This window comes from Sphingomicrobium sediminis, assembly GCF_023805295.1.
In the GTDB taxonomy this organism is placed as follows: Bacteria; Pseudomonadota; Alphaproteobacteria; order Sphingomonadales; family Sphingomonadaceae; genus Sphingomicrobium; species Sphingomicrobium sediminis.
Window position 1 is genome coordinate 2,266,566 of the sequence record NZ_JAMSHT010000001.1, and the last position, 24,562, is coordinate 2,291,127.

At 63.6% G+C, this 24,562-nt stretch carries 24 protein-coding genes; 11 read left to right on the forward strand and 13 right to left on the reverse strand.

The window, feature by feature from the left end; genetic code table 11:
• Positions 1–34 precede the first annotated feature (34 nt).
• Both NDO55_RS11660 and murA read left to right on the forward strand, forming a co-directional pair.
• Positions 35–1,087, forward strand: coding sequence for a serine hydrolase domain-containing protein (locus NDO55_RS11660; RefSeq protein ID WP_252115392.1), 1,053 nt, complete (start codon positions 35–37; stop codon positions 1,085–1,087).
• A 47-nt stretch (positions 1,088–1,134) separates the two neighbouring features.
• Positions 1,135–2,418: a UDP-N-acetylglucosamine 1-carboxyvinyltransferase gene (murA, locus tag NDO55_RS11665; protein ID WP_252115394.1), complete on the forward strand. Its 1,284-nt coding sequence runs from the start codon at positions 1,135–1,137 to the stop codon at positions 2,416–2,418.
• On the opposite strand, the gene NDO55_RS11670 is transcribed toward murA, so the two are convergent.
• The 3 genes from NDO55_RS11670 to NDO55_RS11680 are packed head-to-tail and all read right to left on the reverse strand — an operon-like array spanning position 2,415 to position 8,455.
• Positions 2,415–3,671 (reverse strand): DUF445 domain-containing protein, encoded by a 1,257-nt coding sequence (locus NDO55_RS11670; RefSeq protein WP_252115396.1) that lies wholly within the window; start codon positions 3,669–3,671, stop codon positions 2,415–2,417. The two genes, murA and NDO55_RS11670, sit on opposite strands and share 4 nt — an antisense overlap.
• A 33-nt stretch (positions 3,672–3,704) precedes the next feature.
• A complete protein-coding gene (locus tag NDO55_RS11675; protein ID WP_252115398.1) occupies positions 3,705–7,193 on the reverse strand; it encodes an efflux RND transporter permease subunit in 3,489 nt (1,162 codons plus the stop codon).
• A 26-nt stretch (positions 7,194–7,219) separates the two neighbouring features.
• Entirely contained in the window at positions 7,220–8,455 is a 1,236-nt protein-coding gene (locus NDO55_RS11680; protein WP_252115400.1) for an efflux RND transporter periplasmic adaptor subunit, read from the reverse strand.
• Positions 8,456–8,691: 236 nt separating this feature from the next.
• On the opposite strand from NDO55_RS11680, the gene NDO55_RS11685 reads away from it, so the two are divergent.
• The gene (locus NDO55_RS11685; RefSeq protein ID WP_252115402.1) at positions 8,692–8,958 is read left to right on the forward strand and encodes a GlsB/YeaQ/YmgE family stress response membrane protein; all 267 of its coding nucleotides are present in this window, start codon (positions 8,692–8,694) and stop codon (positions 8,956–8,958) included.
• Between the two features lie 100 nt (positions 8,959–9,058).
• Positions 9,059–9,790, forward strand: coding sequence for an SIMPL domain-containing protein (locus NDO55_RS11690; RefSeq protein ID WP_252115404.1), 732 nt, complete (start codon positions 9,059–9,061; stop codon positions 9,788–9,790).
• A 75-nt stretch (positions 9,791–9,865) separates the two neighbouring features.
• Here the strand turns inward: NDO55_RS11690 and NDO55_RS11695 are convergent, their stop codons facing one another.
• The 3 genes from NDO55_RS11695 to NDO55_RS11705 all read right to left on the reverse strand — a co-directional run bounded on the left by NDO55_RS11695 (position 9,866) and on the right by NDO55_RS11705 (position 10,912).
• Entirely contained in the window at positions 9,866–10,120 is a 255-nt protein-coding gene (locus NDO55_RS11695; protein WP_252115405.1) for a GlsB/YeaQ/YmgE family stress response membrane protein, read from the reverse strand.
• Positions 10,121–10,318: 198 nt separating this feature from the next.
• Positions 10,319–10,618, reverse strand: coding sequence for a CtrA inhibitor SciP (gene sciP / locus NDO55_RS11700; RefSeq protein ID WP_252115407.1), 300 nt, complete (start codon positions 10,616–10,618; stop codon positions 10,319–10,321).
• 93 nt (positions 10,619–10,711) lie between these two features.
• A complete protein-coding gene (locus NDO55_RS11705; protein ID WP_252115409.1) occupies positions 10,712–10,912 on the reverse strand; it encodes a hypothetical protein in 201 nt (66 codons plus the stop codon).
• Between the two features lie 79 nt (positions 10,913–10,991).
• Between NDO55_RS11705 and mnmA the strand changes: the two genes are divergently transcribed.
• A complete protein-coding gene (mnmA, locus tag NDO55_RS11710) occupies positions 10,992–12,098 on the forward strand; it encodes a tRNA 2-thiouridine(34) synthase MnmA (protein WP_252115411.1) in 1,107 nt (368 codons plus the stop codon).
• On the opposite strand, the gene NDO55_RS11715 is transcribed toward mnmA, so the two are convergent.
• From NDO55_RS11715 to pdxH, 3 genes are read right to left on the reverse strand one after another with little or no spacing between them, the layout of a single operon-like run.
• Entirely contained in the window at positions 12,095–12,895 is an 801-nt protein-coding gene (locus NDO55_RS11715; protein WP_252115413.1) for a PhzF family phenazine biosynthesis protein, read from the reverse strand. The genes mnmA and NDO55_RS11715 overlap by 4 nt on opposite strands.
• Positions 12,892–13,827: a cation diffusion facilitator family transporter gene (locus NDO55_RS11720; RefSeq protein ID WP_252115415.1), complete on the reverse strand. Its 936-nt coding sequence runs from the start codon at positions 13,825–13,827 to the stop codon at positions 12,892–12,894. The genes NDO55_RS11715 and NDO55_RS11720 overlap by 4 nt, the downstream gene beginning before the upstream one ends.
• A complete protein-coding gene (pdxH, locus tag NDO55_RS11725; RefSeq protein ID WP_252115417.1) occupies positions 13,824–14,390 on the reverse strand; it encodes a pyridoxamine 5'-phosphate oxidase in 567 nt (188 codons plus the stop codon). Before pdxH ends, NDO55_RS11720 begins: the two co-directional genes overlap by 4 nt.
• 75 nt (positions 14,391–14,465) lie before the next feature.
• Between pdxH and NDO55_RS11730 the strand changes: the two genes are divergently transcribed.
• Genes NDO55_RS11730 through NDO55_RS11745 form a run of 4 tightly spaced genes read left to right on the forward strand, consistent with a single transcriptional unit; the run spans position 14,466 to position 17,583 of the window.
• Complete coding sequence (locus NDO55_RS11730; protein WP_252115418.1) at positions 14,466–15,404, forward strand: DnaJ C-terminal domain-containing protein; 939 nt, start codon at positions 14,466–14,468, stop codon at positions 15,402–15,404.
• Positions 15,405–15,452: 48 nt separating this feature from the next.
• Positions 15,453–16,430 carry a YihY/virulence factor BrkB family protein gene (locus NDO55_RS11735; RefSeq protein ID WP_279639208.1) on the forward strand — a complete coding sequence of 326 codons (978 nt, stop codon included), beginning with the start codon at positions 15,453–15,455 and terminating at the stop codon, positions 16,428–16,430.
• Entirely contained in the window at positions 16,427–17,230 is an 804-nt protein-coding gene (fabI, locus tag NDO55_RS11740) for an enoyl-ACP reductase FabI (RefSeq protein WP_252115421.1), read from the forward strand. The genes NDO55_RS11735 and fabI overlap by 4 nt, the downstream gene beginning before the upstream one ends.
• Positions 17,230–17,583 carry a YkvA family protein gene (locus NDO55_RS11745; RefSeq protein WP_252115422.1) on the forward strand — a complete coding sequence of 118 codons (354 nt, stop codon included), beginning with the start codon at positions 17,230–17,232 and terminating at the stop codon, positions 17,581–17,583. The genes fabI and NDO55_RS11745 overlap by 1 nt, the downstream gene beginning before the upstream one ends.
• Here the strand turns inward: NDO55_RS11745 and NDO55_RS11750 are convergent.
• The gene (locus tag NDO55_RS11750; protein WP_252115423.1) at positions 17,576–18,313 is read right to left on the reverse strand and encodes a class I SAM-dependent methyltransferase; all 738 of its coding nucleotides are present in this window, start codon (positions 18,311–18,313) and stop codon (positions 17,576–17,578) included. The genes NDO55_RS11745 and NDO55_RS11750 overlap by 8 nt on opposite strands.
• Positions 18,310–19,599 (reverse strand): adenylosuccinate synthase, encoded by a 1,290-nt coding sequence (locus tag NDO55_RS11755; RefSeq protein ID WP_252115424.1) that lies wholly within the window; start codon positions 19,597–19,599, stop codon positions 18,310–18,312. Before NDO55_RS11755 ends, NDO55_RS11750 begins: the two co-directional genes overlap by 4 nt.
• Before the next feature lie 132 nt (positions 19,600–19,731).
• Between NDO55_RS11755 and NDO55_RS11760 the strand changes: the two genes are divergently transcribed.
• Positions 19,732–20,547, forward strand: a complete 816-nt coding sequence (locus NDO55_RS11760) for an aldo/keto reductase (protein ID WP_252115425.1) — start codon at positions 19,732–19,734, stop codon at positions 20,545–20,547.
• A gap of 3 nt (positions 20,548–20,550) precedes the next feature.
• On the opposite strand, the gene serA is transcribed toward NDO55_RS11760, so the two are convergent.
• Together serA and NDO55_RS11770 are read right to left on the reverse strand one after the other, a co-directional pair.
• Positions 20,551–22,107: a phosphoglycerate dehydrogenase gene (serA, locus tag NDO55_RS11765; RefSeq protein WP_252115614.1), complete on the reverse strand. Its 1,557-nt coding sequence runs from the start codon at positions 22,105–22,107 to the stop codon at positions 20,551–20,553.
• Between the two features lie 20 nt (positions 22,108–22,127).
• Entirely contained in the window at positions 22,128–23,240 is a 1,113-nt protein-coding gene (locus NDO55_RS11770) for a phosphoserine transaminase (protein ID WP_252115426.1), read from the reverse strand.
• Between the two features lie 379 nt (positions 23,241–23,619).
• Here NDO55_RS11770 and NDO55_RS11775 point away from each other — a divergent pair, with 379 nt between their 5' ends.
• A complete protein-coding gene (locus NDO55_RS11775; RefSeq protein WP_252115428.1) occupies positions 23,620–24,525 on the forward strand; it encodes a M23 family metallopeptidase in 906 nt (301 codons plus the stop codon).
• Positions 24,526–24,562 lie beyond the last annotated feature (37 nt).

Sequence of the window (24,562 nt, forward strand, 5' to 3'; positions counted from 1 at the left end):
GTCAAATAATACAGCTCGCCAAAGGAGACTGTTGATGACCAAATTGCATGTACCCGTTTCGCTGGCGATCGCGCTGGCCGCCATTCCCGCCCCCGTTACCGCCCAGCCCGTCGATTTCGCTGCAGTCGATGCGTCGATCGAGGCGGGCGACTTCGAACAAGTGACGAGTGTCGTTATCTGGCAGGACGGCGAGATCCTGCACGAGGCCTATTATGCCGGCGATGCCGAGACGCGGCGCAACACGCGTTCGGCCACCAAGACGGTGACGGCCATGCTGGTCGGCGCGGCGATTGGCGAGGGGCATCTCGATAGTGTCGCCCAACCGCTCTTCCCCTTCTTCGCCGACCGTGGCCCCAACCTCTATCCCGACCCCCGCAAGCAGGCCGCCCCGATCGAGGATTTCCTCACCATGTCGAGCCTCCTCGAATGCAATGACGAGAACCAGTTTTCGCGCGGCAATGAGGAGAAGATGTATCTCATCGAGGATTGGGCGGGTTTCGCGCTCGACCTGCCGGTGCGCGGCTTTCCGGCTTGGGAACCCAAGCCCGGGGATCGCCCCTATGGCCGGGCCTTTTCCTATTGCACGGCAGGGGTGACGCTGACCGGCGCCATGCTCGAGCGGGCGACCGGCGAGAGCCTGCCCGATTTCGCACGCCGCACGCTCCATGAACCGCTCGGCATTGCCGAACCCGAATGGCAATTTGCGCCGCTGGGCTTCGCGCAGGGTGGGGGAGGGGCCGGCTATCGCAGCCGCGACCTCCTGCAATTCGGGCGGCTGTTGCTCGGCAAGGGCGAGGTGGATGGCGTGCGCGTCCTGCCTGCCGATTATGCCGAAGCGATGGTGACGCCCAAGGCGCAGGTCATGCCCGGCTTCGACTATGGCTACCTCACCTGGCTGCCGACCTTCGAGGTCGCGGGCGAACAGGTACCGACCTATGCGATGAACGGCGCGGGCGGCAATCGCGTCACCGTGGTGCCCGGGCGCAATGCGGTGATCGTCATCACGACCGAGAATTTCAACGTTCGCCAGCCGCATGCCATCACCGACCGGCTGCTGACCGAGCATCTCATGCCATTGCTCGACTAGGTCCCGCGCCCTTGTGTTCCCCGCCATCCGCTTTATGGCGGGGAGCCATGGACTCAATCTGGATCGAAGGCGGCAAGACGCTCGAGGGGAAAATCCCCATTTCGGGCGCCAAGAATGCCGCGCTGACGCTCATTCCCTGCGCTCTGCTCACCGACGAGCCGCTGACGCTGGGCAACCTTCCCCGCCTCGCCGATGTCGACAGTTTCGGCCATTTGATGAACGAGCTTGGCGTCTCGACGCAGGTCTCGGGCAAGAAGGCGGGCGAGTTCAAGCGCAAGATCACCTATTCGGGCGCGGACATTTCCTCGACCGTCGCGCCCTACGAGCTGGTGCGCAAGATGCGTGCGTCGATCCTGGTGCTCGGCCCGATGCTGGCGCGGATGGGCGAGGCGACCGTGTCGCTGCCCGGCGGCTGCGCCATTGGCGACCGGCCCATCGACCTGCACCTGAAGGCGCTGGAAGCCATGGGTGCGGAGATCGAGCTGGCCGAGGGCTATGTCAAAGCGACCGCCCCCAAGGGCAAGCTGCCCGGCGGCGACTTCGAGTTTCCCGTGGTGTCGGTCGGTGCGACCGAAAATGCGGTGATGGGCGCCGTGCTGTGCGAAGGAACGACCCAGCTGTTCAACGCCGCGCGCGAGCCCGAGATCGTCGACCTGTGCAACTGCCTGGTCGCGATGGGCGCGGATATCGAGGGGATCGGCTCCTCACATCTCACCATCAAGGGCGTCGAGGCGCTGCACGGCGCGGACTATGAAGTCATGCCCGACCGGATCGAGGCGGGCAGCTATGCCTGCGCGGCCGGGATTACGGGCGGCTCGATCGAATTGGTCGGCGCGCGCGCATCCGACATGCTGGCGACCACCAATGCGCTCGCTGCGGCAGGCATGCTCACCGAATTTACCGACGACGGCATCAAGGTCACCGCGACCGAGAAGCTGCGCCCGCTGGCCATTTCGACCGCGCCCTATCCGGGCTTTGCGACCGACATGCAGGCACAGTTCATGGCGATGATGACGCTGGCCGACGGCGACAGCTATCTCGAGGAAACGATCTTCGAAAATCGCTACATGCACGTGCCCGAACTGCGCCGCATGGGCGCGGAGATCGAGACGCGCGGACGCAGCGCCATCGTGCGCGGCGTCGACGGCCTGACGGGGGCAAAGGTGATGGCCACTGACCTTCGCGCTTCTATGAGCCTTGTTATCGCCGGGCTGGCGGCAAAGGGCGAAACCGAAGTCCTGCGCGTCTACCATCTCGACCGCGGATACGAGCGACTGGAAGAAAAGCTGGCCGGCGTTGGCGCAACGATCGAGCGGCGCTCGGGCGGCTAAACCCCGAAATGATGCAACGCGTGGAGCGTTAGGCCGACCAGGCCGCCGACCAATGTCCCGTTGATGCGGATGAATTGGAGGTCGCGGCCAACCGCGCCTTCGAGACGTTCGGTGACCGTCGTCGCATCCCATGATTTGACCGTGTCGCTGACCAGGGTGACGATGGCGTCGCCATAGCTGGCCGCCGCGCCGACAGCCGTGCGGCGGGCGAAGCGATTGATCGCTTTCTTGAGGCGCTCATCCTCCTCGAGGCTCTTGCCGATCGACTGCAGCACGTCGCCCAGTTGCCCGGCCATCACCGCGTCGGGATCGTGCGCGCTGTCGATGATCGACTTGCGGAAGCGCTGCCACAGATCGTCGAGCCAGAGCGCGACCGACGAATTGTCGATGGCCTTCACCTTCCATGCCTCGACCTTGGCCTGCAGCTCGGGATCGGTCTGGAGGTTGTTGGCAAGGTCGGCGAGCTGCTGCTCGATCTTGATCCGCACCGGATGGCCGGGATCGGCGGCCATGTCGTGGAACAGCTTGCGCAGGCCCTCGACAATCGAATTGGCGATCTTCTCATCGACCGTGGCCATGCGCAGGATCCAGCTGGTCCGCTTGTAGACCATGTCGCGGATCATGCTTTCATTGTCGTCCAAGGCGTTGGCGAGATAGAGCACCGCTTTGTCGATGACGGGCAGGTGCCGGTCCTCGTTGATCGCCACCGCCATGGCGCGGCCGATGACGGGGGAGATTTCCATGCGCTTGAGGCGGCCCGCAATGGCGCCCTTGGCAATGCCGCCCAAACGCTCGTCATCGAGGCTTTCGAAGGCATCGGCGATGAGGCGGCTGGCGCCCGCGCGCATGCGGCCTTCGCCGGCACTGGGGCGAGCGAGGAAGCGTCCGGCAGCGCCCGCCACGTCGGTCCGGCGCATCCGCCGCGCGATGACCGGCGGGGTCAGGAAATTCTGGCGGATGAAGCGCGACAGCGCGTTGCCGATGCGATCCTTGTTGTTGGGGATGATCGCGGTGTGCGGGATGGGTATGCCGAGCGGGTGACGGAACAAGGCCGTGACCGCAAACCAGTCGGCAAAGGCGCCAACCATCGCGGCCTCGGCGAAGGCATTGACCCATTCGAGCGCGGGATATTGCGGGATGAAGGCGCGGCTCGTGAAATAGAGCGCGATCATCAGGACGAGCAGGCCGGTCGCCAGCCGTTTCATGCCGCCGGCGCCGGGCTGGTCGGTGCGAAGGGGGGCAGGACCGTTCATCACTGCCTCCCTAACGCAGGTGCCTCAGGAAAGTCACTCGGCAGGCAGCATTCCCGGCCGGTCGTCGCCGGGAAGCTCCGGCGAGCGCGGGCCTTCGAGGCGCCGGTCTTCATTCTCGTTGACGAGGCCGCCGAAGCGCTTGGCGATCTTCTTCTCGATATCGATGGCGAGGCTGAAGAAGGCCGGCACGAGCAGCAGGGTCAGCACGGTCGAGAAGATGAGGCCGCCAATCACCGACCAGCCCATCGGCGCGCGCCAGGACGAGTCGCCATGGAGCGAGAGCGCGATCGGGATCATGCCCGCGACCATCGCGACCGTGGTCATGACGATCGGCTGGGCACGCTTGTGGCCGGCTTCGTGGATCGCCTCGTCCTTCTCCATGCCGCCTTCCATCATGTCGAGCGCGAAATCGACCAGCAGGATCGAGTTCTTGGCGACGATGCCGAGCAGCAGGAGGATGCCGATGAAGACCGGCAGCGAGACGCTCATGCCCGCAAGGTGGAGCGCGACGGCTGCACCCAGGGGCGCGAGCAGCAGCGAGCCCATGTTCACGAACGGCGCGAGGAAGCGGCGGTAGAGCAGCACCAGCACCGCGAACATCAGCATGATGCCCGCGCCGACGGCGATGACGAAGTTGCGCAGCAACTCGGCCTGCCACTTGGCTTCGCCCAGTTCGAGCTCCTGCACGCCCTGCGGCAGGTTGGCGATGGTCGGCAGCTGCTGGACCAGTGCGCGCGCTTCGCCGATGGCGACGCCTTGCGCGACGTCGGTGCCGATGGCGATGCGACGTTGCTGGTCGGTGCGCTGGATCGAGGTGGGACCGGCACCGAAGCTGATGTCGGCAACCGACTTCAGCGGCACCGAACCGCCCGAATTGGTCGGCACCGGCAGGTTGAGGAGCGTATCGATATTCTCGCGCTCTTCTTCCGACAATGCGACGCGGATCGGGATTTGGCGATCCGACAGACTGAAGCGGGCGCTATTCTGTTCGATGTCGCCCAAGGTCGCGATGCGGATCGTCTGCGAGAGCGAGATGGTCGAGACACCGAGGTCCGCGGCGAGGTCGAAGCGCGGCGTGATGTTGATTTCGGGACGGATATCGTCGCCGATCACGCGCGGGCCGACAAATTCCGGACGTGCCGCCATTTCTTCCATGATCTGGTAGGCGGTTTCCTCGAGCAGCAGCGGGTCGGTCGAGCCGAGATAATAGGTGATCGCCTGACCCGAACCGCCGGGGCCGCCACCGCCCTGGTTCTGGAAGTTGATGCGGGCATCGGGGATCTGCGTCAGCGCAGGCGCGAGCTCGCGTTCATATTCGTAGGACGGGTTGGGACGGTCCTCGTTCCAGATCACGTTGACGTTGCCGCGACCGGTAAAGATGCGCTGGAACACGGCATCGACCTCGGGATGGTCTTCGACGGTCGCAGCGACGCGCTCGACGATGGCAGCGGTCTGCTCGATCGTCGCGCCCGGGGGCAGCGAGACGTTGATGGTCGACTGGTCGCGATCTTCAAGCGGGCTGAACTCGATCGGCAGCTGGGCGAACAGCATGATGGTGAGGCCGAGCGTCACGAAGCCGCCGACGACCGCCGAGAGGCGATGGTCGCGCAGGCGCGCACCGATACGCTTCCAGCGATAGACACCGCGCTGGCCCCAGCCATCGCGCTGCTTGGTGATGGCGCCCCAGATCCCGGCAATCGCCATGAAGACGAAGCTGATGACGATCAGAAGGCCGAGGAAGGTGAAGCCGAAGTCCATGAGGAGCTTCAGGAGGTCGCCGAAGCCGTCGACGCTGCGGCCGGGCGTGATCACCATGGTGCCGTCGACCATCTCGGACTGCGGACGGAAGAAGGACGAAATGATCAGCAAGGCGGCAAAGCCCAGCGCGAGATATTCCGGGATTTTCTTGTAGATCGGCTTGCGCTCGGGAACGTCGAGGCCGTTGATGATGTCTTTCGACTTCTTGTTGGACAGGGTCCAGCCGAGGATCGCCAGATATTTGCGCATCCACCAGCTATTGCCATGTTCCGCTTCACCCTCGGCGCGCAGGAAATAGGCTGCCATCAATGGCGTGATCATGCGCGCGACAAGGAGCGACATGATGACCGCGAGCACGACGGTATAGCCGAAATTCTGGAAGAACTGGCCCGAAATGCCGGGCATCATGGCGACCGGCAGGAAGACCGCGACGATGGTCATGGTGGTGGCAAGCACCGCCAGCCCGATCTCGTCGGCAGCGTCGATCGATGCCTGATAGGCGGACTTGCCCATCCGCATATGTCTGACGATATTCTCGATCTCCACGATCGCGTCATCGACCAACACCCCGGCCACCAAAGCGAGCGCGAGCAGGCTGAGGAAGTTGAGGTTGATGCTCATCAGATCCATGAAGAAGAAGGCCGGGATCGCCGACAAGGGGATCGCGACCGCAGCGATGATCGTCGCGCGGAAGTCGCGAAGGAAAAGGAAGACGACGAGGACCGCCAGCACCGCGCCTTCGATGAGCGCGGTCATCGAGCTGGTATATTGGATCTTGGTATAGTCCACATTGTTCGAAATCTCGATGAAGTCGATGCGCGGATCATCGCGTTCGATGCGCTGCAATTCGGCCCAGCCATCATCATAGGCGGTGACGTCCGAGGCGCCCTTGGCGCGGCTGAAGTTGAAGACGACGACTTCCTCGCCATTCATGCGCGCATAGCTGGTCTGCTCTGACGCGGCATCGCGCACTTCGGCAATCTCGCTGAGGCGCACGGTGCGCCCACCCGAGGTCGGGATACGAGTATCGGCGAGCGCGGCCGCGGTCGCGGCGTTGCCGAGGATGCGGACGGTCTGGCGCGAGCCGGCAAGTTCGGTGGCACCGCCGGCAGCGTTGATGTTGAGCTGGCGCAGCTGCGAATTGACCTGCGCGGCGGTGATGCCCTGCGCCTGGAGCGCGCGCGGATCGAGGATGACGCTGATTTCGCGATCGACGCCGCCGAAGCGGCTGACCTCGGCAATGCCCTCGACGCCGAGCAGGCGGCGCGAGACGTCATTGTCGATATACCAGGAAAGCTGTTCCAGCGTCATGTCGGTGGTGCGCGCGGCGATGAAGGAAAGGCTGCCGCCGCCGCCAATGTCGACGCGGCTCACGCGCGGCTCGAGGATGCCGGCGGGCAGGTCGCCGCGGATCTGCGCGATGGCGTTGCGCACATCGTTGACGGCGCGATCGACCGGAGTGCCGATCTCGAACTGGACGAAGGTGTTGGTGAAGCCCTCGTTGACCGAGCTGTTGATCTCGTCGACGCCCTCGATGCCGCGCACGGCGGCTTCGACACGCTGCGTGATCTGGTTCTCCATTTCCTCGGGCGCGGCGCCAGGCTGGCTGATGCCGACATTGGCCGCCGGGAAATCGATGTCCGGATTGTTGGTCACCTCCATGCGGACGAAGGCGATGATCCCGGCAACCAGCAAAATCGTGAACAGCACGATCGGCGGCACCGGATTGCGGATGCTCCATGCCGAAATGTTGCGGAAATTCATGATGCTGGCTCCAGATTCAAATACGCTTAGCGGACTTCGGCTTCTTCGTCGGTCTCGGCTGCCGCCCCGGGCATTTCGCTCGCGGCGGGTTCGACCACCGGCGTGACGGCACGGCCCTCGGTAAGGAACGCGCCGGCGCGGCTGACGATGCGTTCGCCGCCGGTGATGCCGCTGGCGATGGTAACGCCGCGATCATCGACCGTGCCGATCGTTACGTCGCGGCGCGCGACCGTATCGTTCTCGGTGACGATATAGACATAGTTGCCATTAGCATCGGCGAGTACTGCCGACTGCGGCAGCAGCGGGGCCGTCGTCGCGCCGGCGCCGATCCGCGCTTCGGCAAAACCGCCGGGACGGATGGCCGAGTCGTAGGGGATGGCGATGCGCACTTCACCCTGGCGGCTCTGCGGGTCGATGACTGGCGACACCTGCCAGATCTGGCCGACAAATTCGCGGTCGGTGCCGGTCGGGATGATCGTGGCGGGCATGCCGACGCTGACGTTGGCGAGGTCTTCCTGGCTCAGCACCGCGCGCATTTCCATTTCGCCGCCACGGGCCATGCGGAACGCGTTGGGCGTGCCGCCGCCGACGACCTGGCCGACTTCGATGTTGCGCTCGAGGATCAGGCCCGACGTGGGGGCGCGAATGTCGAGCAAGCCGATCGAGGCCTGGGTCTGGCGCAGCTGGGCGCGGGCGACTTCGACCCGCGCGACTGCGGCGTCGTAAGTGGCCTGGCGGCGGTCGATATCGGCTTGGCTGACAAAGCCACGCTCGACCAGCTGCTGGGCGCGTTCGAGTTCGTTCTTGGCAAGCGCGGCATCGGCCTGCGCGGCGGCGATGCTGGCACGCTGCTGGGCGGCCTGCTGGACCTGCACGTCGCGCTCGATCGAGGCGAGCAGCTGGCCCTGGCGGACCCAGTCGCCGGCCTCGACGAGGACGCGGGTGACACGGCCACCCTGGCCGGAAATGCCGACCGACTGGTCGCGGCGCGCGGCCAGCGTGCCGGAGGTCACGATGGTACGACCGATTTCGGTATTGCCGGGGACGATGACGGTGACGCTGGGGGCCTGGCGGTTGCTGGAGGCACCCTGGGCACCGGCCGGACCGGTTTCCTCTTCGCCGCCCATCAGATAAAAGGCCGCCAGCAGGGCGCCGATGACGAGAATGATGCCGACGATGAGCGCCAAGCGACGGCGCTTGCGGTCGCGTTCGTAATTTTCGTCTTCGATAGCGGGCGTGCCGATCGTCGTTTCGCGGTTCATGACCATTTTTCCCAAAAAATCCCCATTGCTGGACACGCCACTATTGATGCGCGCGCGAGCCGTATCATGTTCCTAGCACAGTTGCACCGCTTAACCGCATCGCCTTTGCCAGCGCGCCGGTCTTTTCGACAAACGGTCATGGGCTTGTCGCATCGGCGCCGCAATGCTCTAAGATCGGCAACGCGACAATTGCGGGAAGTCTAGGGAAAACCCGCGCAACAGAGGGAGTTTGGGTGATGGATTTGTTGACTGAACATGGGTGGCTGGCCTGGATCATCATCGGGCTTGTTGCAGGCGGGATCGCCAAGCTCATCATGCCGGGCAAGGATCCGGGCGGCTGCCTCGTCACGATGATCCTCGGCATTGCCGGCGCGGTCGTCGCCGGTTTCCTCGGCCGCGCGGTCGGTTTCTACGATGCCGGAGAAGGCGCGAGCTGGATCGGCGCTATCGTCGGCGCGCTGATCATCCTCTTCATCTACCGGATGGTCGTGAAAAAGCGCTAAGGCGCCACGCACATGCCATTCATCGCTGGTGCAGCCGCGCCGTGGCCCTTTGGCGGGCAACGGCGCGGTTTCGCGCGCACATATTTGAGGGAGATTTGGTATGCGTAACTTGTTGACCCCGGCACTGGCGGGCCTTGCTTTGGCCACGGCCATGCCGACCATGGCGATGGCGCAAAGCGCGCCTGCGGCCATGAGCGCGGATGCAACGCGGCTCGATATCACCGTCACCGGCAAGGCCACCCGCGTGCCCGATATCGCCGTTATCAATGCCGGTGTGCAGACCCGCGCGCTGACCGCCTCGGACGCGCTGGCGCAGAATGCGCAGCGGATCGACGCCATGCTCGATGCGCTGGAAGATCTCGGGATCGAGCGCCGCGACATCCAGACGCAGCGCATCAATCTCAACGCGCAATATGATTATCGCGATCGCGAGACGCCCAAGTTGACCGGCTATGTTGCCAATAACAGCCTGACGATCCGTTTTCGCGATATCGAGCAGGCGGGGCGCATCCTCGACATCCTCGTCGCGGAAGGTGCGAACCAGCTTAATGGCCCGACGCTGATGATCGATGATCCGGAAGAGGCGCTGGACGAGGCGCGGCAGGACGCCATCGCCAAGGGCATGGCCCGCGCCAAGCTCTATGCCGCCGCGATGGGCAAGCGCGTCGCGCGGGTTGTCGTCGTGCAGGAAGGCGGCGGGCCCATCAATCGGCCGCGCCCGCCCATGGCGATGGCCGAGGCCGATATCGTGACGACCGGATCGCGTACGCAAATCGTGGCCGGCGAGCAGGACCTTGCGGTGACCCTGTCGATGAGCTTCGACCTAGAATAGTCGATCACGCACAAAGAAAGGGCCGAGATGCCTTGGCGGCGTCCCGGCCCATTTCATTCGGTCTGCGCTGAGGCTCTAGCGAACCTTGCCGCGGCGGACGAGGTTGACAATCGCCAGGAGGACGATCGCACCAAGCAGCGACCACAGGATGCTCGGCAGCGAGATGCCCGAGGTGATTGAGCCGCCCGGCACCAGGAAGCCGGCGAGCAGCGCGCCGACAATGCCGACGACGATATTGAGCAGGATGCCCTGCTGTGCGTCGGTGCGCATGACGATGCTGGCAAGCCAGCCCAGAATGCCGCCGACGACGATCAGAATGATGATACCCATATTCAACTACTCCCTCTGTTAGCCCGCAAATCCCCATGCGCGGGTGTCTGGGGGAATCAAAGAGCGATCACCGACCTTTGTTCCGCCACCGTAAGCGAAATAAAAAACGGCCCCGCCAGGGAGGGACGGGGCCGTTTCAGGGAAGTTGAATAGTCTTGGGATTGGGTATTCGGGTACGCGTACTTCTACTGGCGATCCTTAGTAGCGCGCCTGGCGCTCATACTGATCGCGATACTGTTTGAGCCGCGTGACGCGCAGCCCGGGCATGCCCGAGCGGTCGACCGCACGCTGCCAGCTGGTGAACTCTTCCAGGCTCAGGTCATAGCGTTCGCACGCTTCGTCGACTGTCAGCAGGCCACCGTTAACCGCGGCCACCACCTCGGCCTTGCGACGGACAACCCAGCGCGTCGTGCCCTTGGGGGGGAGCGACTCCAGTGTCAGCGGTTCGCCGAGCGGGCCAATCACCTGAGCGGGCTTGATCTTCTGGTTCTCGAGCATTGAATTCCTCAACTGATAATCATGTTCGTTACGGGACCAGTGTTTAATCGTCGGCCTTGAAGAAAAGACCTACGAGGTGGGTTAACGCGGTCCTTAACTTTGCTTATCGGGCGTTAACCCTGATGAACGGGCAAAGGCGCCGCCGGTGGGCGCGGCATCCTCTTCCCCTGCAAGGAAGCGGATAAGAGCGTCGCTGTTGCGACGATTCTTCGCTTCCACCAAGTCACGCAAATGCGCGGCTTCTTCCCTTGAAATCGGGCTTGCGCCCCCAAAATCGCGTTCGTGTCTGGCCAAACGCCATCCCCTTTTTTGACCTCTTCGAACCTCATCCTCTATGCGAACAGGGTGAATTTCCGGTAAAGATGACAGCAAGATGATCCCCGATTTCGACCTTTCCGGCGACATTTCGTCGCAGCGCATCGTCGTCGCCATGTCCGGCGGCGTGGATTCGAGCGTGGTTGCCTGCCTCGCTGCCAAGACTGGTGCGCAGGTGATCGGCGTGACCTTGCAGCTCTACGATCATGGCGAAGCCGTGGCGCGTTCGGGCAGCTGCTGCGCAGGGCAGGACATCTATGATGCCAAGATGGTGTGCGACCGGTTGGGTATTCCGCACTACGTGCTCGATTACGAATCGCGTTTTCGCGAAGGCGTGATCGACAAGTTTGCCGACGAATATGCGATGGGCCGCACGCCCATCCCCTGCAGCCAGTGCAACCAAGGCGTGAAGTTCGTCGACCTGCTCGCCTTCTCGAAAGAGCTGGGCGCCGACTGCCTCGCGACAGGCCATTATGTGCGCCGCGTCATCGGTGAGGACGGCAAGGCGCAGCTTTGGAAAGGCCGCGATCCGCGCCGCGACCAGAGCTACTTCCTTTATGGCACCACGCAGGAGCAGCTGGACTTCCTGCGTTTTCCGCTGGGCGACCTGCCCAAGGACGAGGTGCGCAAGCTGGCCGAGGAAGCGGGTCTGGAAGTCGCCAACAAGCCCGACAGTCAGGATATCTGTTTCGTGCCCGACGGCGACTATGCCTCGCTGGTCAAGAAGCTGCGCCCGGAAACGGCTGCGCCGGGCAAGATCGTGACGCTCGACGGCACCGTGCTCGGCGATCATCCGGGCGTCGTCCATTATACGATCGGCCAGCGCCGTGGGCTGGAGATCGGTGGACAGGCCGAACCGCTTTATGTCGTGAAGATCGACCCCGAGGCGCGCGAGGTCGTGGTCGGGCCCAAGCGTGCGCTCGCCATCGCGTCCTGCACGGTGGAAGGCCTCAACTGGCTCGCCGAGGACCAGCGGCAGGTCGAGACCAAGGTGCGCAGCCTCGCGCCGCCCGTTCCCGCCACGCTCACCGATGTTGGCGTGCGCTTCGATGCGCCCCAGTTCGGCGTCGCACCGGGCCAGTCGGCAGTCTATTATGAAGGTGACCGTTTGCTGGGCGGTGGCACGATCGTCGCCACGCAGGCTGCCGAACTCGAAGACGCCTAAAAGAAGAACTCGCCCTCGATCACGGTCATGGCGCGGCCCATCAGGTGGAGCCGGTCGCCCTCGACCATGCAGGTTAGGCGGCCGCCGCGACGGCTGGCCTGGAAGGCATTGAGCCGCGTCTTGCCGGTCTGTTCGGTCCAGTAGGCGGCGAGGCCGGCATGCGCGGAGCCCGTCACCGGATCCTCGTCGATCCCGTAAGCGCCGGCGAACACGCGGCTGACGAAATCCACGTTCGGCATGGACGAAGGCGCGGTGATCATCACTAGCGCCTCGATATGGCGGAGTGCTGCAAAGTCGGGCTTGAGGCCGCGCACCGTGGTTTCGTCCTCCAGCGGGACGATCAGCAGGGGTTCGGGGCCCTGATAAAGATGCAGCTCTGCATCGACACCGAGGGCAGCGAGCGTGGCCGTGCCGAGGTCGGTCTGCTCGTGCTTCGCGAGCGGCATGTCGATGACGAGATGCTCGCCATTGCGGCGCACGGTCAGGATCCCGGCATGATTGGTCTTGAAGCGCACCGCCTCGCGTTCGCCGATCAGGACGTGCGCGGCGGCAAGGGTGGCGTGGCCGCAGAGCGCGACTTCGGTCGTCGGCGTGAACCAGCGGAGATGATAGTCGGCATCATCGTCGTGCCACGGCACGGTGAAGGCGGTTTCGGAGAGGTTATTCTCTTCGGCAATCTTGCGCAGATGTTCGTCGCGTAGCCATTCCTTGAGCGGCATGACGGCGGCCGGATTGCCGGTCAGTCGGCTGGTGCGGTCGGTAAAGGCGTCGACCTGCGTGAAAGGAATGCGCTTCATTCGGGTGTCATGTCCTGCCCTGGCTCCTTCAGTCCCTTGGGATCGGGATGGATGAGGATGTCGACCGCCGGGAATTCCTTGTGAATCGTCGCCTCGATCTCGTCCATCACGACATGCGCCTGCGAGATGGTCATGTCGGGGTCGAGCCAGATATGGAATTGCGCGAAATCGTGCCCACCCGAGGTGCGCGTGCGCAGTTCGTGGATGCCGTGCAATTCGGGATGGGCATTGATCATGTCGACGAAGCGCTGGCGTTTATCCTCGTCCCATTCGCGATCCATCAGCTGGTTGAGCGCATGTCCCGCGCCGCGCCACGCGCCCCAGAGTAGCCAGGCTGCGATGGCCAGGCCGAGGATCGGGTCGGCAAGCGCGAAATTGCCCAATTGGTCGAGCGCCAGCGCGGCGATGACGGCGAGATTGAGCAGCAAGTCGGACTGGTAATGGACATGATCGGTTTGGATTGCGACCGACCCGGTCTTGCGGATGACGAAGCGCTGGTAGGCGAGCAGGCCTAATGTCACGACGATGGCAACAGCGCTGACGCCGACGCCAAGTTCGAGCTCCTGCGTCCGTGTGCCAGATCCGAACCGTTCGATTCCGCGCCATGCAATGCCGATGGCGCTGACCGAAATGAGGATGACCTGGAAGAGCGCGGCGATGGCTTCCGCCTTGCCATGGCCGAAGCGATGTTCTTCGTCGGCGGGCATGGCGGCGTACCGCACGCCGAAGAAAGTCACGAGACTGGCGATGAGGTCTAGCGCGGTATCGGCGAGACTGCCGAGCATCGCGACACTGTCTGTGCTCCACGTTGCCCATAGCTTTAGCCCGACCAGGAAGAGCGCGACGCTGACCGAGAAAAGCGCGGCGCGCTTGGTCAGGGTCGACCGCTCGCTATGGTGGTCATGGCCGTGGTGATGATGCACGCCGCTCATGGGTAGAGCAGGCTCTCGGTCCAGCTCCCGTCTTCCTGTTTGACGAACAGGCGGCGGTGGTGGGTCCGGCTTTCATTGCCTTCCCACAATTCGATCCGTTCGGGGATGACACGCAGGCCCGACCAGTGGGCCGGACGGCTCAACACATCAAGCTTGTCGAGTTCTTCGATCCGCGCTTCGAAGAGGTCTTCGCTCGGAAGTTCGCGGCTTTGTTGCGAAGCGCTAGCGGCAAGCTGCTTGTCGCGGCCACGGCTTGCAAAATAGGCGTCCGCGGTGGCGTCGTCGACCTGCTCCACCGGTCCCTCGATGCGCACCTGTTTGTAGGTGGATTTCCAGTGGATCGCTATCGCCGCGCGTGGATTGGTGGCCAGTTCCAAGCCCTTGCGGCTTTCAAGGTTGGTATAGAAGACGAAGCCGCCCGGGCCGTGATCCTTGAACAGGACATATCGGGCTGACGGCGCCCCGTCGGATGTGGCGGTGGCGACGACCATGGCGTTGGCATCGCGCGGTTCGGAGGCCTTGGCCTCTTCGTACCATTCTTCGAAGATGCGGAACGGATCCATGGCGTTGGCGTAGGAGGGGAAAGGGGTTAGCGCAAGGCTGGCTTTTTGCGAAAAGATGCGCTTTAGGACTGTCTTATGGACCTATATCAGCAACTGGGCGTCAAGCGGGACGCGACCGAGGCCGAGATCAAGAAGGCCTATCGCAGCCTCGCCAAACAGCTTCATCCCGACCGCAACAAGGACAATCCCAAGGCCGCCGAGCGCTTCGGCAAGGTCACGCAGGCCTATGACATCCTCGCGGACAAGGACAAACGCGCGCAATATGATCGCGGCGAAATCGACGAGGAAGGCAATCCCAAATCACCTTTTGGCGGCTTTGGCGGCGGTGGCTTCGGTGGCGGCGCGCGCGGGCAGGGCTATCCGGGAGGAGGGGCTGGCCAGCAAGGCTTCGAGGAAAGCGACCTTTCCGACCTGTTCGAAGGGATTTTCGGTGGCGGTGGTGGTCGCCAGCGCGGTGGCTTTGGCGGCTTTGGACGGCGTAGCGCTCCGCCGCAAAAGGGCCAGGACGCCATTTATCGCCTGACCGTGCCGTTCGTGGACGCAGCGCGGCAGGAGCCGCAGCGGGTCAAATTGTCCGGCGGCAAGACGCTCGACATGAAGCTTCCCGCCGGAGTCGAAGACGGCACCAAGATCCGCCTCGCCGGGCAGGGCGAAGAAGGCGCCGGTGGCAAGGGCGATGCCATCGTCACCATCGCGATTGCCGGGCACAAATATTTCAAGCGCGACGGCAACGATATCCGTATCGACCTGCCGATCACGCTCAAGGAAGCCGTCCAGGGCGCCAAGGTGAAGGTGCCGACGGTCGATGGCGCGGTCACCATGACCATTCCCAAGGGCACCAGCGGCGGCACGGTGATGCGCCTCAAGGGCAAGGGCTTTTCCAAGAAAACCGGTGGTCGCGGCGACCAGCTCGTGACGCTGGAAATCGAAATTCCGAAGGGTGACTCGGCGCTGGAAACCTTTGTGAAGGATTGGGAGCATCCCGGTGATCCTCGCGCGGGGATGGGGAGCTAGCCTCTGACCCATCGATCGCCAGAGAGCCCCGAGGCGCGGCGCAAGAGGCTGGCCAGCCTCCGCGCCAAGTTCGGTAGCGAGGCGATTTCGAAGCTCAAGCGCAGCGAGCGACCCTGGGAGGTCGTCAAGCGCGTCGCTGTCGGCGTCTATTCCGACGGCTTTATCCATGCCGGCAACCTTGCCTACATCTCGATGCTGGCGCTGTTCCCGTTCATCATCTTGGCCAGCGCGGTCGCCAAATTGCTGGGCACCGGCGATGCCACCGACGAGGCGATCCTGGGATTGTTGTCGCAATTGCCGCCCAATGTTGCCGAGGCGCTGGCAGAACCCTTGTTCGAGGCGACGAGCGGCAGGTCGGGCCCGCTACTCTGGTTCGGCGCCATTGTCGGCATGTGGACGGCAGGCAGCTATATCGAGACGATCCGCGACGTGCTGCGGCGCGCCTACGGGGTGCGCATGGTGGCGCCTTTCTGGGAATATCGGCTGGCCTCGATCGGATTGATCCTGGGGTCGGTCTTCCTGCTGATGGTCGCCTTTGCTTCCAGCCTCACGCTGTCGAGCCTGCAGGCACTCATCGCCGAATATACGGTGCTCGAGCGCGACGGGACGGGGCTCATCACGCTCCTGCAGATCGTGCCGGCCGTCACGCTCTACGGCACGATCTACACGCTGATCTGGGCGCTGACGCCGCTGCGCTACCGTCGCAGCCAGTGCCGTATCTGGCCGGGGGCGCTGGCGATCACCCTATGGTGGCTGGTGACGGTCGCGCTGTTGCCGCAGGCGGTGCAATTGTTCGGCGGTTATGGGCGCACCTATGGCAGCCTTGCCGGGGCGATGGTCGCGCTGATCTTCTTCTATATCGTCGGATTCGGCGTCGTTGTCGGTGCGGAATTGAACGCGGCTCTAGCGGATTCGGGTGACAAGGCGCTAAAGGGCGAAAAATATGAGGGGCCGCACGCGTCCGAGCTCGAGATCGAGGATCCGGGCGAGGATGAAGAGCCCGACACTGAAGAGGGAAAAGCATGACCGACCTGATGAAGGGCAAACGCGGGCTCATCATGGGGCTCGCCAACAACAAGTCGCTGGCCTGGGGCATCTCGAAGAAGCTGGCGGAGCAGGGCGCCGAACTGGCCTTCACCTACCTTGGCGATGCGCTGAAGAAGCGCGTCGAGCCGCTGGCAGCCGAGCTTGGCAGTGACATCGTCATCAATTGCGATGTGTCCGACATGGACGCGCTCGATACGGCGTTCGACGAACTGAAGTCTCATTGGGACAGCCTCGACTTCGTGGTCCATGCGATCGGTTTCTCCGACAAGAACGAGCTGCGCGGCAAATATGTCGACACCAGCCTCGACAACTTCCTCATGACCATGAACATATCGGCCTACAGCCTGGTCGCGGTCGCCAAGCGGGCGCGCGAGATGATGAACGAGAACGGGTCGATCCTGACGCTGACCTATTATGGCGCCGAGAAAGTCATCCCGCATTATAACGTCATGGGTGTCGCCAAGGCCGCGCTGGAGACCAGCGTGCAATATCTCGCCGCCGACCTCGGCCCCGAAGGCATCCGTGTCAACGCGATCAGTGCGGGCCCGATCAAGACGCTGGCCGCCAGCGGCATCGGCGATTTCCGCTACATCATGCGCTGGAACGAGGTGAATGCGCCGCTGCGCCGCAACGTGACGATCGAAGATGTCGGCGGTGCGGGCCTCTATTTCCTCAGCGACCTGTCGAGCGGCGTGACCGGCGAAGTTCACCATGTCGATGCCGGCTATCATGTCGTCGGCATGAAGGCCGAGGACGCACCGGATCTCACTATCGACTGATGAAACATTGGGCCAAGGCGCTCCGGCGCGAGGCGCTGACTTTATGGGTGGCGGCGCGGCATCCCGAGGTGCCGGCGCTGCCCAAGCTCATCGCGCTGCTCGTGGCAGCCTATGCCTTCAGTCCGATCGACCTCATTCCGGACGTCATTCCGGTATTGGGGCTGGTCGATGACGTGCTCATCGTGCCGGCGGGGGTCTGGTTGGCGCTGAAACTGGTGCCGAGGGGCCTGCGCGCCGAATTGCGGGCGCGGGGTGCAAGCATGGCCGAGCGACCGGTCAGCAGGCTCGGCCTAATCATCATCATCCTGTTGTGGTTGCTCATCGGATTCGCGGCCTGGCAGGCGTTCAGCTAGCCTTCGTCCCGATCAGCGTGCCCTTCTCGCCGCCGGTCCACAGGCGGAAGTCGATGTCGCGATGTTCCTTGCGCCAGCGTTTGGCGACAAGCCGCTCGCCTGGGCGGCTGGCATCGTCGAGCAGCACGATCGCGCCCGGAGAGAGGTGCTTGAACAGCCGCGCCGCACCGCCGCGCGTCATCGGATGCAGCGTCCAGGGCGGGCCGTCGATGATCATGAGATCGATGCCGTCTTCGAGCGGGCCGGTATCGTAGAACAGGCCGGGCCAGTCATCGTCGATCGGCTGCAGCGCGGCATGGCGAATGTCTGCCTCGAGATCGTGATCGGCCAGCCATGCGGTCGTCGAGGCCACGAAGTCGGCATGCTGGTCGAAGCTTGTATGCGCCGGGCAGCCCGCTTGCTTGAGGGCCGCGGAAATGACCAGCGACGAGGCGCCGCATCCGAATTCGACCACGCGCCCGGGGCGCTTGGCCGCGATAATGTCGCAGATGAGATGCAGGAAACCCGTATCGGCTTTCCACGATCCCAGATTGGGCAAGGCGTCGGCCGGCAGGTCGAGCCGCTCGGTGAGGCGCTGCTTTTCCTCTTTCGAACCGCCGCGCAGGCTTTTCAGCAGGAACGGCGCCGTGATCGGGGCGAAAGCGAGAAAGGCCAGCTTGTCCTTCCATCCGACATGCGCGTCGGCGGCATGGTCCTTGGGCAGGAAGCCGGTGGTCTCGCGACTGGTCACTGGCTGAACGGGTCCGTGACGAGGATGGTGTCGTCGCGCTCGGGGCTGGTCGAGAGCAATGTCACGGGACAGCGCACCAGTTCCTCGATGCGGCGCACATATTTGATCGCGCGTGCCGGCAATTCGGCCCAGCTGCGTGCGCCTGCAGAAGAGCCTTCCCAGCCGGGCATCTCGTCATAGATAGGCTCAATCGCGTCCTGCATGCTCGCGCTCGACGGCATGTAGTCATAGACCTTGCCGTTGATGCGATAGCCGGTGCAGATCTTAATCGTCTCGAGCCCGTCGAGCACGTCGATCTTGGTCAGTGCGATGCCGTTGATCCCGCATACCGCGACGCTCTTGCGTACCAGCACGGCGTCGAACCAGCCGCAGCGGCGCTTGCGGCTCGTCACCGTGCCGAATTCATGGCCCCGCTCGCCAAGACGCTGGCCGATCTCGTCGTCCAGTTCGGTTGGGAAGGGGCCCGATCCAACGCGGGTCGTATAAGCCTTGGTGATGCCAAGCACATTGCCTGCCGCGGTCGGGCCCATGCCGCTGCCAGCGCCGACAGTGCCGGAAACCGTGTTGGACGAGGTGACGAACGGATAGGTGCCATGGTCGACGTCGAGCATGGTGCCCTGTGCGCCTTCGAACAGGATGCGCTTGCCCTCGCGGCGGGCATCGTCGAGGTCGCGCCAGACGGGCCGTGCATAGGGGTTCACGAAGTCGGCAATCTCGCGCAGCTCGGCGAGCAATGCGTCGCGGTCGATCGGGTCCTGCCCGAAACCGGCGCGCAGGTGATCGTGATGGGCACACAGGCGCTCGAAAATGGGGCCGATGCTGTCGAGGTCGGCAAGGTCGCAAACGCGGATGGCGCGGCGGCCGACCTTGTCCTCGTAGGCCGGGCCGATGCCGCGGCGGGTGGTGCCGATCTTGCCCTTTTGCAGCGCATCTTCGCGTAGCGCGTCAAGGTCGCGGTGGATGGGCAGGATGAGCGGGGTATTCTCGGCGATCCAGAGCGTCTCCGGCGTCACCTTGAGGCCCTGGCCCTCGACCTTTTCGATCTCGGCCTTCAGGGCCCATGGATCGAGCACCACGCCATTGCCGATGACGCTCGGCGTGCCGCGCACGATGCCCGAGGGCAGCAGCGACAATTTGTAGGTTGTGCCGTCGACGACCAGCGTGTGGCCGGCATTATGGCCGCCCTGGAAGCGGACCACCAGATCGGCGCGGCTGGCCAGCCAGTCGACAATCTTTCCCTTGCCCTCATCGCCCCATTGGGCGCCGATGACGGTGACGTTCGGCATGACGTGAAATCCCGATTGAACTTGCGCCCTGCTGCCTAGGGACAGGAGAGCGCCGCGTCCACCCTGAACCTGCCGATTGGAACATCGCGAGGCGCAATTGTTTGAGGGGATGAACAACCGACAGGATCCGCCGTGACCGACCAGCCCATGATCACCCTCAACGACGACCGCCAGATCCCGCAATTGGGGTTCGGCACCTACAAGATCGATGACGAGGCGGCGCCCAATGCAGTCGGGATCGCGCTCGATGTCGGCTACCAGCTCGTCGACACGGGCTCCATCTACGAGAATGAGCGCGGCGTCGGCAAAGCGCTGCAGGATCGGGGCGATGTCTGGCTGACCACGAAGATCTGGAACAGTGATCAAGGCTATGAGGAGGCCAAGACCGCGTTCGGTCATGCGCTGAACAGGCTCGGACGAGAGGATGTCGACCTGCTGCTGATCCACTGGCCTTGCCCGGACAAGCAGCTCTACCTGGAGACATGGAAAGCCTTCATCGAGCTCCGCGAAGAGGGACGCGCCAAATCGATCGGGGTCAGCAATTTCGAGGAGACCCAGCTACGCGAATTGGTCGATGCGACCGGATTTGCACCTGCAGTGAACCAGGTCGAATTGCATCCTCGCTTCCAGCAGCGTGAATTGCGCCAAGTGCATGAAGAGCTGGGCATCGCAACGCAAAGCTGGTCGCCGCTCGGCCGGGCCGACTATTTCGACGATCCGGCGATTGCGTCGATTGCCGAGGAGACGGGGCAATCGCCGGCCGCGATCATCATCCGCTGGCATCTCCAGCACGGATTGCTGACCATCCCGAAAGCGTCGAGCCGGGGGCATATCGAGGATAATTTTGCGGCCACGACCTTCGAGCTCAGCGACGAGCAGATGGCGCGGATCGATGCATTGGATGACGAGGGCGGGCGCATGGGCCCGCACCCCGCCAATTTCTGCTAGTCGCTAGTCGAAGCGCAGCGCGACAACCTTCTTCACACCGCGAATGGCGCGTAGCGCATCGAGCAATTTTTCGGACGGTTCGCTGTCGATCGCGACCAGCGCCAACGCCTCACCGCCAATGTTGCGGCGGCCCAGCGCGAAGGTTGCGATGTTGACGTCCGCATCGCCGAGCGTCGACCCCAATGCGCCGATAAAGCCCGGCGCGTCCTCATTGACGATGTAGAGCATCGGGCCGGTCAATTCGGCCTCCACGCCGACGCCGAACATCTCGACGAGGCGCGGGTTGGCATTGCCGACGAGCGTGCCTTCGACATTGCACTTGTTGCCGTCCTTGAGTCGGGCCGTGACGCGGACCAGCGTGTGATAATCGCCCTCGTGGGCATGACGCACTTCGGAGACGTCGAGGCCGCGATCCTTGGCCAGCACCGGCGCGTTGACCATGTTCACGCTGTCCGAATAGCTGCCCATGAGGCCGGCCAGCACCGCGCCCGAAATCGGCGTGATGTTGAGCTCGGCAGCAGCGCCCTCGACCTCGACCGCGATCGAATCGATTTCCTCGCCCAGCACCTGGCCGACGAGGCGACCGAGATTGCCCGACAGGCCCATATAGGGCTTGATACGGGGCGCTTCCTCGGCCGAGAGCGACGGGCTGTTCAAGGCATTGGTGATACCGCCCAGCAGGAGGTAGTCGCTCATCTGTTCGGCGACCTGGATGGCGACATTGACCTGCGCTTCGGTGGTCGAGGCGCCGAGATGCGGGGTCGAGATGAAGCCCGGCGTGCCGAACAGCGCATTTTCCTTGGCCGGCTCGGTCGCGAAGACATCGAGCGCAGCGCCGGCAATGTGGCCGCTTTCGAGACCTTCCTTGAGCGCCTCCTCGTCGATGAGGCCGCCGCGCGCGCAGTTGATGATGCGCACGCCCTTCTTGACCTTGGACAGCGCGTCGCGGCCGAGAATGCCGCGCGTCTGGTCGGTCAGCGGCGTGTGCAGCGTGATGAAGTCGGCGCGGGCGAGCAGCGTGTCGAGGTCGACCTTTTCGACCCCGATCTCGATGGCGCGTTCGGGCGTCAGGAAGGGATCGAAGGCGATGACCTTCATCTTGAGCCCCTGCGCGCGGGCGGCGACGATGCTGCCGATATTGCCGGCGCCGATCAGGCCCAGCGTCTTGCCGGTCAGCTCGACGCCCATGAATTTGGATTTTTCCCACTTGCCGGCCTGCGTCGAGGCGTCGGCGGCGGGAAGCTGGCGGGCCAGCGCGAACATCAAAGCGATGGCATGTTCGGCCGTCGTGATCGAATTGCCGAACGGCGTGTTCATTACGACGATGCCCTTCGCGGTTGCGGCGGGAATGTCGATATTGTCGACCCCGATGCCGGCGCGGCCGATGACCTTGAGGTTCGTCGCGGCCTCCAGCATGTCGGCAGTCACCTTCGTCGACGAGCGGATGGCAAGGCCGTCATACTCGCCGATGATCGCCTTCTGCTCTTCGGGGCTGAGGCCCGGTTTCTCGTGCACCTCGATCCCGCGCTCGCGGAAGATTTCGGCAGCGCGCGGATCCATCTTGTCGGAAATCAGGACTTTCACTTGGTCTCTCCATAGGCCCAGTCGAGCCAGGGCCCGAGGGCCTCGATATCAGCAGTGTCGACGGTCGATCCGCACCAGATGCGGAAGCCCGCAGGCGCGTCGCGATAGGCGCCGAAATCGTAGGCGATGCCTTCATCCTCGAGCAGCTTGACCATCGCTTTCACCTGGTCGGGGCTGGCGTCGGCGGTGAGGCACACACCGGTAACGCTGCGCAGCGCTGGGTCCTTGCAAAGATGATGCAGCCAGTCGCGTTCCTCGACCATGCGGTTCACTGCGGCTGCATTGGCCTCGGCACGCGCGATCATGCCATCAAGGCCGCCAACGGACTTGGCCCATTCAAGGCTGTGGATCGCATCTTCGACGCAGAGCATCGAGGGCGTGTTGATGGTCGCGCCGGTGAAAATACCCTCGTTGAGCTTTCCGCCTTTTGTCATGCGGAAGAGCTTGGGTAGCGCACGGTCGGGCGTGTAGCTTTCGAGGCGCTCGACGGCGCGCGGGCCGAGGATCAGCACGCCATGCGCAGCCTCGCCGCCCAGCACTTTCTGCCAGCTGAAGGTCGCGACATCGACCTTGTCCCATGGGATGCGCATCGCGAAGACGGCGCTGGTGCTGTCAGCGAACGCAAGGCCTTCGCGGTCGTCAGCGATCCAGTCACCATTCGGGACCTTCACGCCCGAGGTCGTGCCGTTCCAGGTGAACAGGACGTCGTGGCTCCAATCGACCGCATCGAGGTCGGGCAGTTCGCCATAATCTGCAGTGACGAGATTGCTTTCCAGCTTCAGCTCGTCGGCGACGTCCTTCACCCAATCCTTGCCGAAGCTTTCCCAGCCCATGGCGGTGACCGGGCGCTGGCCCAGCATCGTCCACATGGCCATTTCGAAGGCGCCGGTGTCGGAACCGGGGACGATGCCGATTCGGTGGCTGTCCGGCAGATCGAGCACCTCGCGCATCAGCGCGATGCAATGCGCCAAGCGCGCCTTGTTATGCGCGCTGCGATGCGATCGGCCGAGGCCGTCGGTGCGTAGCTTGTCGAGGCTCCAGCCCGGCGGCTTCGCGCAGGGTCCGGACGAGAAATATGGTCGCGCGGGTTTGCGCGTTGGTCTGGTCATTCAAATACTCCCCTTTCAGAGAGGCGCACCGCGTTGGGACGGCGTGGCCCACTGCCCTGATAACGCCCGGGAGAGGCGGGCGGAACCACTCATTTGGTCCATGTCAAAATTTAACGAAAATCAAGGTTTTCCGCTGTTTACTTTCCGTTAAATAGTTAATCTAACGCAAACGGACCAACGGTTCATCGCTTCGTCGCAGCAATTCGTCCCTAAATAGGGAACGTTCACTTGCTTTCCTTAACCTTTCGACCACAGCTTCGCTCACAACTTCGCTGGGGAGCCCGATTTTCGGGTTTGAGGCGACGGAGGCAGGGGAGCCTCCGCAATGACAACCACTCGACGCGAGAGTGGTCGAGTGGATTTGGGAGCGGGTTAGAAGATGGGCAAGTCGAAAGTTAGGACGGGTAAACTGCTGCGCGATCGCGAGGTATTTCTTCGTGACGGTGAACGCGTGACCCGCATCAAGATTTCCATCGTCAGCCAGATTTTTGCGATCGCCATGGTGTTCGGCCTGACCAGCTGGTCGGGTTTCGCCACGGCGCAGCTGCTCAACGAGCGCGAAGCGCAGATGAGCTACGCGGAAGAGATGGCGTGGCACGAACAGATCGAAGCCCGTCAGTTCCTGCTCGCCGAAATGGCCAACCGCCTGCTCGACGAAGAATATGATGCCAAGCTGAAGCAGCTTGAAGATCTCGGTGTCGCCGACCGCGTCGATTCGGTCGGTGGTCCTTATGAGGGAGACCTCACCGCCGACGAGACCTTTGCCGAGCTGTTCAAGAGCTGGAAGCGTCTCGACACGCTCGATGATGGCGTGATTGCCGTTCCCTCGGCCATGCCGGTCAACGATGCCCGCCTGACCTCGAGCTACGGTACGCGTCGCGACCCGTTCCGCGGTCGCCGTTCGAACCATAAGGGTATCGACCTTGCCGGCCCCGTCGGCACGCCGATCCTGTCGACCGCCGATGGCCGCGTCGTTCGCGCCGGCTGGAACAGCGGTGGCTATGGCAATCTCATCGAGATCGACCATGGCAACGGCATCACCACCCGCTACGCCCACCTTTCGAAGGTCCAGGTGAAGCGCGGCGATCGCGTCCTTCGCGGCGAGCAGATCGGCAAGATGGGCTCGACCGGCCGTTCGACCGGTAGCCACCTGCACTATGAAGTCCGCATCGACGGCCGTGCAGTGAACCCCATTCCGTTCATGGAATCGGGCGACTACCTCCTCGCCATGCAGGACCGCACCCGCGCTGATGAAGCGATGGAAGCGATCGGCGGCAGCGAGTAAGCTCGCGTCACATCGACAAAGGTTGAAGGCCCCGGCT

What these genes read in the sequence shown, in the direction of transcription:
- NDO55_RS11720 (WP_252115415.1), bottom strand. Translation starts at nt 13,827, where the DNA reads ATGAGCGGCGTGCATCATCACCACGGCCATGACCACCATAGCGAGCGG.
- NDO55_RS11695 (WP_252115405.1), bottom strand. Translation starts at nt 10,120, where the DNA reads ATGGGTATCATCATTCTGATCGTCGTCGGCGGCATTCTGGGCTGGCTT.
- NDO55_RS11755 (WP_252115424.1), bottom strand. Translation starts at nt 19,599, where the DNA reads ATGCCGAACGTCACCGTCATCGGCGCCCAATGGGGCGATGAGGGCAAG.
- NDO55_RS11775 (WP_252115428.1), top strand. Translation starts at nt 23,620, where the DNA reads ATGGGCAAGTCGAAAGTTAGGACGGGTAAACTGCTGCGCGATCGCGAG.
- sciP (WP_252115407.1), bottom strand. Translation starts at nt 10,618, where the DNA reads ATGCTCGAGAACCAGAAGATCAAGCCCGCTCAGGTGATTGGCCCGCTC.
- NDO55_RS11685 (WP_252115402.1), top strand. Translation starts at nt 8,692, where the DNA reads ATGGATTTGTTGACTGAACATGGGTGGCTGGCCTGGATCATCATCGGG.
- NDO55_RS11690 (WP_252115404.1), top strand. Translation starts at nt 9,059, where the DNA reads ATGCGTAACTTGTTGACCCCGGCACTGGCGGGCCTTGCTTTGGCCACG.
- mnmA (WP_252115411.1), top strand. Translation starts at nt 10,992, where the DNA reads ATGATCCCCGATTTCGACCTTTCCGGCGACATTTCGTCGCAGCGCATC.
- pdxH (WP_252115417.1), bottom strand. Translation starts at nt 14,390, where the DNA reads ATGGATCCGTTCCGCATCTTCGAAGAATGGTACGAAGAGGCCAAGGCC.
- NDO55_RS11675 (WP_252115398.1), bottom strand. Translation starts at nt 7,193, where the DNA reads ATGAATTTCCGCAACATTTCGGCATGGAGCATCCGCAATCCGGTGCCG.
- NDO55_RS11730 (WP_252115418.1), top strand. Translation starts at nt 14,466, where the DNA reads ATGGACCTATATCAGCAACTGGGCGTCAAGCGGGACGCGACCGAGGCC.
- NDO55_RS11680 (WP_252115400.1), bottom strand. Translation starts at nt 8,455, where the DNA reads ATGAACCGCGAAACGACGATCGGCACGCCCGCTATCGAAGACGAAAAT.
- NDO55_RS11660 (WP_252115392.1), top strand. Translation starts at nt 35, where the DNA reads ATGACCAAATTGCATGTACCCGTTTCGCTGGCGATCGCGCTGGCCGCC.
- murA (WP_252115394.1), top strand. Translation starts at nt 1,135, where the DNA reads ATGGACTCAATCTGGATCGAAGGCGGCAAGACGCTCGAGGGGAAAATC.
- serA (WP_252115614.1), bottom strand. Translation starts at nt 22,107, where the DNA reads ATGGATCCGCGCGCTGCCGAAATCTTCCGCGAGCGCGGGATCGAGGTG.
- NDO55_RS11770 (WP_252115426.1), bottom strand. Translation starts at nt 23,240, where the DNA reads ATGACCAGACCAACGCGCAAACCCGCGCGACCATATTTCTCGTCCGGA.
- NDO55_RS11670 (WP_252115396.1), bottom strand. Translation starts at nt 3,671, where the DNA reads ATGAACGGTCCTGCCCCCCTTCGCACCGACCAGCCCGGCGCCGGCGGC.
- fabI (WP_252115421.1), top strand. Translation starts at nt 16,427, where the DNA reads ATGACCGACCTGATGAAGGGCAAACGCGGGCTCATCATGGGGCTCGCC.
- NDO55_RS11745 (WP_252115422.1), top strand. Translation starts at nt 17,230, where the DNA reads ATGAAACATTGGGCCAAGGCGCTCCGGCGCGAGGCGCTGACTTTATGG.
- NDO55_RS11715 (WP_252115413.1), bottom strand. Translation starts at nt 12,895, where the DNA reads ATGAAGCGCATTCCTTTCACGCAGGTCGACGCCTTTACCGACCGCACC.